The organism is Microbispora sp. KK1-11, from assembly GCF_006874435.1.
In the GTDB taxonomy this organism is placed as follows: Bacteria; Actinomycetota; Actinomycetes; order Streptosporangiales; family Streptosporangiaceae; genus Microbispora; species Microbispora catharanthi.
Window position 1 is genome coordinate 133,720 of record NZ_VIRJ01000026.1, and the last position, 9,286, is coordinate 143,005.

The 9,286-nt window shown below is 70.3% G+C and carries 9 protein-coding genes; 5 read left to right on the top strand and 4 right to left on the bottom strand.

The genetic code is table 11. From position 1 onward, the window contains the following. Window positions 1-26: 26 nt before the first annotated feature. Together FLW16_RS30925 and FLW16_RS30930 are read left to right on the top strand one after the other, a co-directional pair. On the top strand, window positions 27-644 hold the full coding sequence (locus FLW16_RS30925) for a DedA family protein (protein WP_142563651.1): 618 nt from the start codon (window positions 27-29) through the stop codon (window positions 642-644). 167 nt (window positions 645-811) lie between these two features. Continuing rightward, window positions 812-1,456, top strand: coding sequence for a response regulator transcription factor (locus FLW16_RS30930; protein WP_142563652.1), 645 nt, complete (start codon window positions 812-814; stop codon window positions 1,454-1,456). A gap of 24 nt (window positions 1,457-1,480) precedes the next feature. On the opposite strand, the gene FLW16_RS30935 is transcribed toward FLW16_RS30930, so the two are convergent. Then, window positions 1,481-2,275: an MBL fold metallo-hydrolase gene (locus tag FLW16_RS30935; RefSeq protein ID WP_142563653.1), complete on the bottom strand. Its 795-nt coding sequence runs from the start codon at window positions 2,273-2,275 to the stop codon at window positions 1,481-1,483. Between the two features lie 143 nt (window positions 2,276-2,418). Between FLW16_RS30935 and FLW16_RS30940 the strand changes: the two genes are divergently transcribed. Beyond that, window positions 2,419-3,396: a helix-turn-helix domain-containing protein gene (locus tag FLW16_RS30940; RefSeq protein WP_142563654.1), complete on the top strand. Its 978-nt coding sequence runs from the start codon at window positions 2,419-2,421 to the stop codon at window positions 3,394-3,396. On the opposite strand, the gene FLW16_RS44665 is transcribed toward FLW16_RS30940, so the two are convergent. From FLW16_RS44665 to FLW16_RS30955, 3 genes are all read right to left on the bottom strand, one after another. Beyond that, window positions 3,360-4,097 carry a hypothetical protein gene (locus FLW16_RS44665; RefSeq protein ID WP_221891364.1) on the bottom strand — a complete coding sequence of 246 codons (738 nt, stop codon included), beginning with the start codon at window positions 4,095-4,097 and terminating at the stop codon, window positions 3,360-3,362. The two genes, FLW16_RS30940 and FLW16_RS44665, sit on opposite strands and share 37 nt — an antisense overlap. A 57-nt stretch (window positions 4,098-4,154) precedes the next feature. After that, the gene (locus FLW16_RS30950) at window positions 4,155-5,219 is read right to left on the bottom strand and encodes an alkene reductase (RefSeq protein ID WP_142563655.1); all 1,065 of its coding nucleotides are present in this window, start codon (window positions 5,217-5,219) and stop codon (window positions 4,155-4,157) included. A gap of 90 nt (window positions 5,220-5,309) precedes the next feature. After that, entirely contained in the window at window positions 5,310-6,737 is a 1,428-nt protein-coding gene (locus tag FLW16_RS30955; protein ID WP_142563656.1) for an MFS transporter, read from the bottom strand. A gap of 159 nt (window positions 6,738-6,896) precedes the next feature. Here FLW16_RS30955 and FLW16_RS30960 point away from each other — a divergent pair, with 159 nt between their 5' ends. Together FLW16_RS30960 and FLW16_RS30965 are read left to right on the top strand one after the other, a co-directional pair. Further along, the gene (locus FLW16_RS30960; protein ID WP_142563657.1) at window positions 6,897-7,352 is read left to right on the top strand and encodes a MarR family winged helix-turn-helix transcriptional regulator; all 456 of its coding nucleotides are present in this window, start codon (window positions 6,897-6,899) and stop codon (window positions 7,350-7,352) included. Window positions 7,353-8,100: 748 nt separating this feature from the next. Beyond that, window positions 8,101-9,286: non-reducing end alpha-L-arabinofuranosidase family hydrolase (locus FLW16_RS30965; RefSeq protein WP_142563658.1), on the top strand; the 1,186-nt coding region annotated here is incomplete at its 3' end.

The window sequence follows — 9,286 nt, forward strand, 5'->3', positions numbered from 1 at the left end:
TCCTGATCATTCCTAGTCTCTGACGCATGACGGATTGGCTGATTCACCTGATGGAGTTGCTCGGCGCGCCGGGAGCCGGGATTGCGATCGCGCTGGAGAACCTCTTCCCGCCCCTCCCCAGCGAGGTGATCCTGCCGCTGGCCGGTTTCACCGCCTCCCGGGGAGAGATGGACCTGGTCGCCGTGCTGCTGTGGACCACCGCCGGTTCGGTGATCGGGGCGCTGGCGCTCTACTCGGTGGGCGCGCTGCTCGGCCGCGAGCGCACGCTGGCCCTGGCCGCCCGGATCCCGCTGCTGAAGGTCTCCGACATCGCCAAGACCGAGACGTGGTTCCTCAAGCACGGGCGCAAGACGGTGTTCTTCGGCCGGATGATCCCGATCTTCCGCAGCCTGATCTCCGTTCCCGCCGGGGTGGAACGCATGCCGCTGGGTGTCTTCACGCTCCTGACCACGGCCGGGAGCCTGCTCTGGAACACCGTCTTCGTGCTGGCGGGCTGGACGCTCGGCGAGAACTGGTCGCTGGTGGAGAAGTACGTCAACGTGGGCACCAACGCGGTCATCGCCGCGGTGCTGCTGGCCGTTCTGGTCTTCGTCGGCGTACGGCTGAGTGAGCGGCGCAAGGGGCGGCATGCGGTGCGCGGTTAGGGGGACGCGGCCCGCCGGTCTGGCCTTCGGGGCCACCCTGGTCGCCGACGAGGTGCGGCAGGAAGGCAGCATGGTCGCAGCATGGTCATCGTGCGAGTGGAGGATGACGGCATGGGCGGAGCCGATGCCACCGGCGACGAGCCGACCGTGATCGAGGCGGAGCCGTCGTGCGTGTGATGCTGGCCGAGGACTCGGCCCTGTTGCGCGAGGGCCTGGTGCGGCTGCTCAAGGAGGAAGGCCACGACGTCCTGGCCGCGGTGGGCGACGCCGATGCGCTCCTGGATGCGGTGGACGGCGACAGCCCCGACGCGGTGGTGGTCGACGTGCGGATGCCGCCCACCCACACCGACGAGGGCCTGCGCGCCGCGCTGGAGATCAGGCGGCGGCGGCCGGAGGTAAAGGTGCTGGTGCTGTCGCAGTACGTCGAGAAGAAGTACGCCACCGAGTTGATGAGCGGCAGCATCGACGGGGTCGGCTACCTGCTCAAGGACCGCGTGGCCCAGGTCGGCGACTTCCTGGACGCGCTGGAGCGGGTGGGCGCCGGCGGCACGGCGTTCGACCCGGAGGTGGTGCGTCAGTTGCTCGCGCGCACCAGCCACGCCGACCCGCTGGCCCAGCTCACCGCCCGCGAGCGCCAGGTGCTGGAGCTCATGGCCCAGGGCCTGACCAACGCCTCGATCGCGCAATCCCTGCACGTGTCGCAGAGCGCAGTGGAAAAGCACGTCAACGCCCTGTTCGACAAGCTCACGCTGTCGCACACCACCGGCTACAGCCGCCGCGTCCTGGCCGTCCTGCGTTACCTCGGCTCCTGAGCCGCCGCGGTCCGCCGCTGCCGTTCAGGTGGTGGCGACCGTGAGCACGGCGCGCCGGCCCGGGTGCAGGAGGGTGAGCCGGTCGGTGAGCCCGGCCTGCGCGAAGGCCTTGGCGAGTGCGTCGGCCCCCTCGGTGAAGTGGCGCCAGCTGTCGAAGTGCAGCGGGACGACGTGCGACGCGCCGAGGATCCGGGCGGCCTCGGCCGTCTGCGCGCTGGTGAGGGTGAGGTGGGCGTCGCCGAGGAGAGCGGTCTTCGCCGCTCCGGCGAACAGGATGGCGACGTCGACGGCGAAGCGTTCGGCGATCCGGGCGACGAGGTCCAGGGAGGCGTTGTCGCCGCTGACGTACACGGTCGGGGCTCCGCGCCCGGACAGCACGAATCCGGCGACCTCCCCGACGACGGGCTCGCTGCCCTCGGGGCCGTGCAGAGCGGGCACCCGGGTCACGCGCAGCGCCGAGCCGTCGGGCCGTGGCAGGTCCACGTGTTCCCAGACGGGCACCGCGCGGGTGGCACCGCCCAACCGGCCGGCCGCGCTCGCGGTGGTGAGCACGAGCGGAACCCTGCCGAGGTAGTCGCGACCGCTGACGTCGAGGTTGTCCCTGTGCTGGTCGTGGGAGAGCAGCACGGCGTCGACTGCGCCGACTTCCGCGGGCGTCAGCGCGGTGGGCGCGGTCTTGACCAGGACCCGTCCCGGGCCCGCCACGTACTCGCGGGGAGGGTCGAAGGTGGGGTCGGTGAGCAGGCGCAGCCCGCCGATCTCCAGGATCGCGGTCGGTCCGCCCAAGGCGTGGACGCTGATCTGCGATGCGACGGTCATGACAGTCCTTTGCGGCGTTGACGGGCTGAGATGTGCGCTCCGGTGAGGACCGCCCTGCGGACGATCATCGAACGTACGGCCATCGGAGCGTGAGTGGCGTGAAAGCCGCCGTGCGATAGATTCAAGCCAACCCGGGAGGAGCGATGAGCCGACGCGACCCGCTGACCATCGCGGTGTTGATGTTCGACCAGGCGCCGCTGTTCGAGACCAGCGTCCCGATCAGCGTGTTCGGCGCCGATCGCAGCGACATGGGCGTCCCCCGCTTCGACCTGCGTGCGATCGGCGGTGACCCCGGCCCGCTCACCACCACCGGTGGCATTCACCTGACCGCGCCGTACGGGCTGGACGCGCTGGCCGACGCCGCCACCGTCGTCGTCCCGAGCTGGCGCGGCCCGGCCCAGCGCCCTCCCGAACCGGCACTCGCCGCCCTGCGCGACGCGCACGCCGACGGCGCCACCGTCGTCGGGTTGTGCCGCGGCGCGTTCGTGCTCGCCGCCGCCGGGCTGCTGGACGGCCGCCGCGCGGCCACCCACTGGCTCTACGCACCCGCCCTCGCCGCCGCCTACCCCGACGTACAGGTGGACGCCTCGGTGCTGTTCGTCGACGACGGCGACCTGATCACCTCGGCCGGAACCGCCGCCGGCATCGACGCCTGCCTGCACCTGGTGCGGCGCCGGTTCGGCGCCCAGGTCGCCAACACCATCGCCCGCCGCATGGTCGTGCCTCCGCAACGCAGCGGCGGCCAGGCGCAGTACATCGAACACCCGCTGCCCGACCCCGGCACCGACGACCCGCTCGGCGAGATCCTCAGCCACGCCATCCGTCACCTCGACGACCCCGGCCTGGACGTCGACTCCCTGGCCAGACACGCCGTGATGAGCCGCCGGAGCTTCGACCGCCGATTCCGCGAACTCACCGGCACCTCACCACTCCAATGGCTGCTCACTCAACGGATCATGCAAGCTCAACGGCTGCTGGAGACCACCGACCTCAGCGTCGACGCCATCGCCCGCAACGTCGGCTTCAGCAACGGCGTCGCCCTGCGCCCGCACTTCCGCCGCATCCTCGGCGTCGCTCCGCAGACCTACCGCGACACCTTCCACACCACGACGCGTCGATGACGCGCGACACAGCCGGTGGCGGCAGGTTCGAAGGCGAACGACGACATGACCGTCTGGTGAACGCCGCAGCGGGCGCCCTCGCCCCGACGGGAATGACGTCGCGTTTCGACGTCGGTCACGGCTAGGCGCTCTATCAGGGGCCGTCGTGGGACAGCGGCTTTCACCGCCACGCCGCTTTCCAGATCGTCGTCGCCGTCGCGGGTGAGGCCGCCATGGTGGACGCCTCCGGGCTCTGTCACCGCGCCGTGGCGCTGGTGGTGCCGCCCATGGTGCGGCATCGGATGCCGGCGACGACCGACCTGCGTGTCTTCTTCAGCGATGTCCGCCTCGCCGGCGCGCGGCCGTCGGACAAGCTCGACCCCCGGCTGCTCGCGGCGATGGACGCGCTGACGGACGGGCCGGTCTCGATGCCGGAGCTGGCCTCGCGGGTGGGCATGTCCCCGCAACGGCTGCGCGGCCTGGCCCGCAGCCAGTTGGGCACGCCGCTGACCCGCTGGCGCGCGCGGTTCGGTGCGGTTCAGCAGCAGCGCCGTGGACCCGGTACCGCATCCCGCATCGACGATCACGTTCTCCGGGCGCGGCGCGACGTGCATGACGGTCAGCGCCCGCCACAGCCGCTCCCGGGTGAGCGTGACGACGGGATCGTAGAAGCGCGTGGGCGCGAAGCGGCCCAGCGCGGGAGTGAAGGCCTGTTCGGTCATGCCCAGCAGGCTCGCATCGCGAGACCGTGCGGTCTTGAACGAACCGCTCACCCTCGGTCAGGCGGGCAGAGCCGGATAGTCGGTGTAGCCGGCCGCGTCGCCGCCGTAGAAGGTGGCCGGGTCGGCCGCGTTGAGAGGGGAGCCGTTCGCCAGGCGGCGGGGCAGGTCGGGGTTGGCGAGGAAGAGCCGCCCGAAGGCGATCAGGTCCGCGGTCCCGTCGTCGATCAGCGCGAGTTCCTCGGGGCCGGTCGGGCGGGCGCCCGTGTGGGGGTTGAGGATGAATGCGCCGGGGAACCGCCGTCGCATGGCGTGCGTCAGGTCCCGGTGGCCGGCCTCCATGACGTGCAGATACGCCAGGTCCAGGGCGGCTGTCCGCTGTACGAGCGCCTCGTAGACGGGGTGCGGGTCGGGTTCGTGGATGTCGTTGTTCGTCGATCCGGGCGACAGGCGCAGGCCGGTGCGGGCACCCCCGATCGCGGAGGCGACCGCGGAGACCACCTCCACGGCGAACCGGATGCGACCCGAGGCCGACCCGCCCCAGCCGTCGGTGCGCTGGTTGGTGTTGGGGGCGAGGAACTGGTGGATCAGGTAGCCGTTGGCGCCGTGCAGTTCCACCCCGTCGAAGCCCGCGTCGATCGCGTTACGCGCGGCGCCGGCGAAGTCGGCGATGGTCTGCTCGATCTCGGCGGCCTCCAGTTCGCGCGGTGTGACGAAGTCCTTCATGCCGTCGGGCGTGAACACCTGCCCCCGCGCGGCGATGGGCGACGGCGCCACCGGGATCAGGCCGTCGGGCAGCAGGACGGGGTGGCCGATCCGGCCGGTGTGCAACAGCTGAGCGAAGATCTTTCCACCCTGGGCATGCACCGCGTCGGTCACCTTGCGCCAGGCGGCGACCTGCTCGGCGGAGTGCAGGCCGGGCGTGAACGGATACCCCTGACCTGTCACCGACGGCTGGACGCCCTCCGTGATGATCAGTCCAGCGGAGGCGCGCTGAGCGTAGTACTCCGCCGTCAGTTCCGTCACCAGCCCGCCGTAGGCGCGGCTGCGGGTCATCGGCGCCATGGCTATCCGGTTCGCGAGTCGCGTGCCGCCGACGGTTACCGGGTCGAATGCGCTGGTCATAGCTGTTTCCTCATCATTGGTTGGCTTCAGGCCGGTGTGGCGTGGGTCGTACGTACAGGGGGGCGAGAGAGGACGCGGCGTCGCCGGCCGTCAGTCGCGTCGGCGCGGAGGCAGGAGCACGCCGGCGGCCGCGATGGCCAGGCCGAGCCCGGCTGCGATGAGAAAGACCAGGTCGTAGCCGGCGGCGAGGGCGGCGGCCGGGGAACGCGCGCCGGCCTCCGAGGCGGCTCTGGCGCCTGCGGCGGTCGCGAGCACCGCCAGGCCGATCGACCCGCCTACCTGGCTGGCGGTCTGGGCCAGGCCGCCGATGGTGCCCGCGTCTCCTTCGGGAACGCCGGCGGTCGCCGCGGCCATGAGAGTGGGGAAGGTCAGCCCAATGCCGGCCGCGATGAGCAGCGTGGGCCCGAGCACGCCGGTGACGTAGCCGCTGTCGGGGTGGGCCTGGGCGAGCCAGCCGAACCCGGCGAGGAAACAGGCGCTGCCGGCCGGCACCAGGGGGCGCACACCGGTCCGCGGCAGCAGGGCGGCGGCCAACCGGGCGACCAGCATGAACACCACCGCCGCGGGCGTCTGCCCGAGCCCGGCTTGCAGCGCACTGTAGCCGAGTACGTTCTGCAGGAAGAGCGACGTGAAGTACCACATCGCGATGGAAATCCCGCCGAACAGCAGCAGCATGCCGGTGCCGACGGCCACTCCCCGGATCCTGAACAGCCGCAGGGGCACCATCGGCCGTCCGGCGAAACGCGACTCCACCATGGCGAAGACGACGAGCAGCAGCAGGCCCGCCGCTACCGGCCCGACGACCGGCACGGACGTCCAGCCGTGATCGGCGCTCTGCATGACCCCGTAGACCAGGGCCGCCAGTCCCGCCGTCCCGGTGACCGCGCCGATCAGGTCGAGCGATTCCCGGCGGCCGGTGCGCGTGCCGATCGGCGACGTCATGGCCACGACGACCAGCACGACGCCGATCGGCACGTTGATGAGGAAGACCCAGCGCCACGACAGTCCGGTTGTGATGGCACCGCCGGCGATCGCGCCGACCATCCCGCCCACGCCGCCCGAGGCCGACCATGCGCCGAACGCCCTGGCACGCGCGTTCGGCTCGGTGAAGGAGGTGTTGATCACGGCCAGCGTCGCCGGGGCCATCATGGCGGCTCCGATGCCCTGGGCGACGCGGGCCGCCACCAGGACCTCTGCGGTGGTCGCCAGGCCGCCGGCCAGACTCGCGCCGGAGAACAACACCAGTCCGGCGGCCAGAAGCCGGCGCGGGCCGAACAGATCGGCGGCACGGCCACCCAGCAGCATGAAGCCGGCGAAGGTGAGCAGGTAGCCGTTCACCACCCAGGCCAGGCCGGTCGGCGTGAAGCCGAGGTCCTCGCGGACCGAGGGCAGGGCGACGTTGACGATGGACGCGTCCAGGATGACCACGAACTGGCAGGCACACGCCAGTGACAGGACCAACCAGGCGAGGCCGGCCTGCGGCCTGACCCGTGGCGTTTCTGTGCTGGTGCTCGTCATGAGTTCTTCTTCCTTGCCGACCCATCGCTGCCCGCGGAGTGCCTGCCTCGCTGTCGTAGACGACGGCGGTCTTCACAGTCACGTCCGGAGCCTCGATGTCGTGTAGAATAAGTTATGCGAATAACTATTATGCGCGTAACTAAGTTGTCAAGGAGACCCATGGACTTCGAGCACGCCGACGCTCTCAACCAGGCCATCCGCCTGCTGAGCCTGCGTCACCGGGCCAGGGCCGCCGCGCTACTCGCCCCGCTCGGCCTGCACCCCGGACAGGAGGCGCTCCTGCTCGAACTCGCCCGGACCGGCCCGATGATCCAGGCCCAGCTCAGCGAGGCGCTCGGCTGCGAGCCGCCCAGCGTCACGCTCATGACCCGCAAGCTCGAAGCCTCCGGCCACATCCGCCGCGCCCCCGCCCCCTCCGACAGGCGCGCCAGCGTCGTCGAGCTCACCGACAGCGGCAGAGCTCTGGCCGAGCAGGTCAAGCAGCTATGGTGTGATCTGGCGGAGGAGACCGTGGCCGGCCTGCCCGCCGAAACGGTGGCAGAGCTACCCGGCATCCTCACGGCGTTGACCGTCAACGTGGACACCAGGCGCCCCCGCCAGCCGCACGGCAGCTGAACTCTCCGATCGCGCGATCGCGACGGGCAGGGTCTGTCGCCGAGCAGGTCGTCGCACCTTGGAACGGCGAGGTGACGCGAAGCCCCTCCGCCCGTACCTGCTCGCCCAGGAGTGGGATGGCCGACGACTCGGCAGGGTCGCCGCCGGCGTCAGCGCCATTTCGGTTGAAACTTTCATCACAAGCCGTTGCGCACCCGGTGCGGGCCGGGCCGGTAACGCCAGGTGGGTGGACTCCGGAAGCTCGAAGCGCACCCGAGCTATCGATCTTCCTCTTGACGCGACCCGGTGATTCCTAGTTGGCTCCGCCATTACCACCGGAATCGATAACCTGTACGCGCTTCCGCGCTGCGGGCATGTGTGAGCGCTAACACGCCTCGGCCCCGGGAAGGAGGGTCTCCATGATCGGAGACGGTCCGCAATCGCGTGCCACCACCCCAGAGGCGTCCGGGCGTGGCCGGCATCGGGAGGGGGCGCTTTCCTGACGGGCCTCGTCTCGTCGTATTCGCTCCGTTGCACCACCACCTCCACGTAGTCGAGGGAGAGGAGCCCCCGATTAGCCTGCGATGTTAGCGCTAACAAAGCGCGATGAGCCGCGATGCAGCCGACGATCCGCGCTGGCGCGCCTTCGCCCTCGAACGGCGTGCTGTGTGCCGGTGGCTGACCTCTGCCCGGCCCCGTGAGACCCCTGCGGTTATCCCCTGGTGTGGCCGCTTCGCCACGCCTTCACCCCCCGAAGGAGAACGAAACAATGGATTCACCCCCCATTCGTGTGACGAGCGACCGGCATCGCTCGCCGGTCGGTGTCGGTGTACGGCTCGTGGCGGCGCTGGCCGCGGTGCTGGCAGCCGTTGTGGTGTCGTCGGTGCCGGCGTCGGCGGCGGCGGCGCCGTTGGTGAGTGCGGCGTCGGGACGGTGCCTGGACGTGGCGGGCAACACCGACGCGCTGGGCACGGGCCTGCAGATCTGGGACTGCAGCGGTCAGGCGAACCAGGCGTTCGAGTTCACCTCGTCCGGTGAGCTGCGGACCTTCAACGGCACGCGGTGCGTGGACGCCTACAACATGGGCACCTCGAACGGCACGAAGGTCGTGATCTGGTCCTGCAACGGCCAGACCAACCAGAAGTGGCAGCAGAACGCCGACGGCTCCATCAGGGGCGTGCAGTCGGGGCTGTGCCTGGACGTGACCGGACTCGGCACGGCCAACGGGACCGCCGTCCAACTGTGGTCCTGCAACGGGCAGACCAACCAGAAGTGGAGCATCTCCGGAGGCGGCCCGAGCTCGACGCCGTCCCCGTCGGTGACGCCGACCGGCACGTGCGCTCTTCCTTCGAGCTACCGCTGGACCTCGACGGGCGCGCTGGCGACGCCGAAGTCCGGGTGGGTCTCGCTCAAGGACTTCACCAACGTCACCTACAACGGCAAGCACATCGTCTACGCCACCACGCACGACACCGGGTCGACCTGGGGTTCGATGGCCTTCAGCCCGTTCACGAACTGGTCGGACATGGCCTCGGCCACCCAGACCAAGATGAACTCCTCTACGGTCGCGCCCACGCTGTTCTACTTCGCCCCCAAGAACATCTGGGTGCTCACCTACCAGTGGGGCGGGACCGCCTTCTCGTACCGCACCTCCAGCGACCCCACCAACCCCAACGGCTGGGGGGCGGCGCAGACGCTGTCCACCGCGAGCATCTCCGGCTCGGGCACCGGGCCGATCGACCAGACGCTCATCGGTGACGGCCAGAACATGTACCTGTTCTTCGCCGGGGACAACGGCAAGATCTACCGGCAGAGCATGCCCATCGGGAACTTCCCCGGCAGCTTCGGCTCCAACTACACCCAGATCATGAGCGACTCGACCAACAACCTGTTCGAGGCGGTCGAGGTCTACAAGCTCCAGGGCCAGAACAAGTACCTCATGCTCGTCGAGGCGA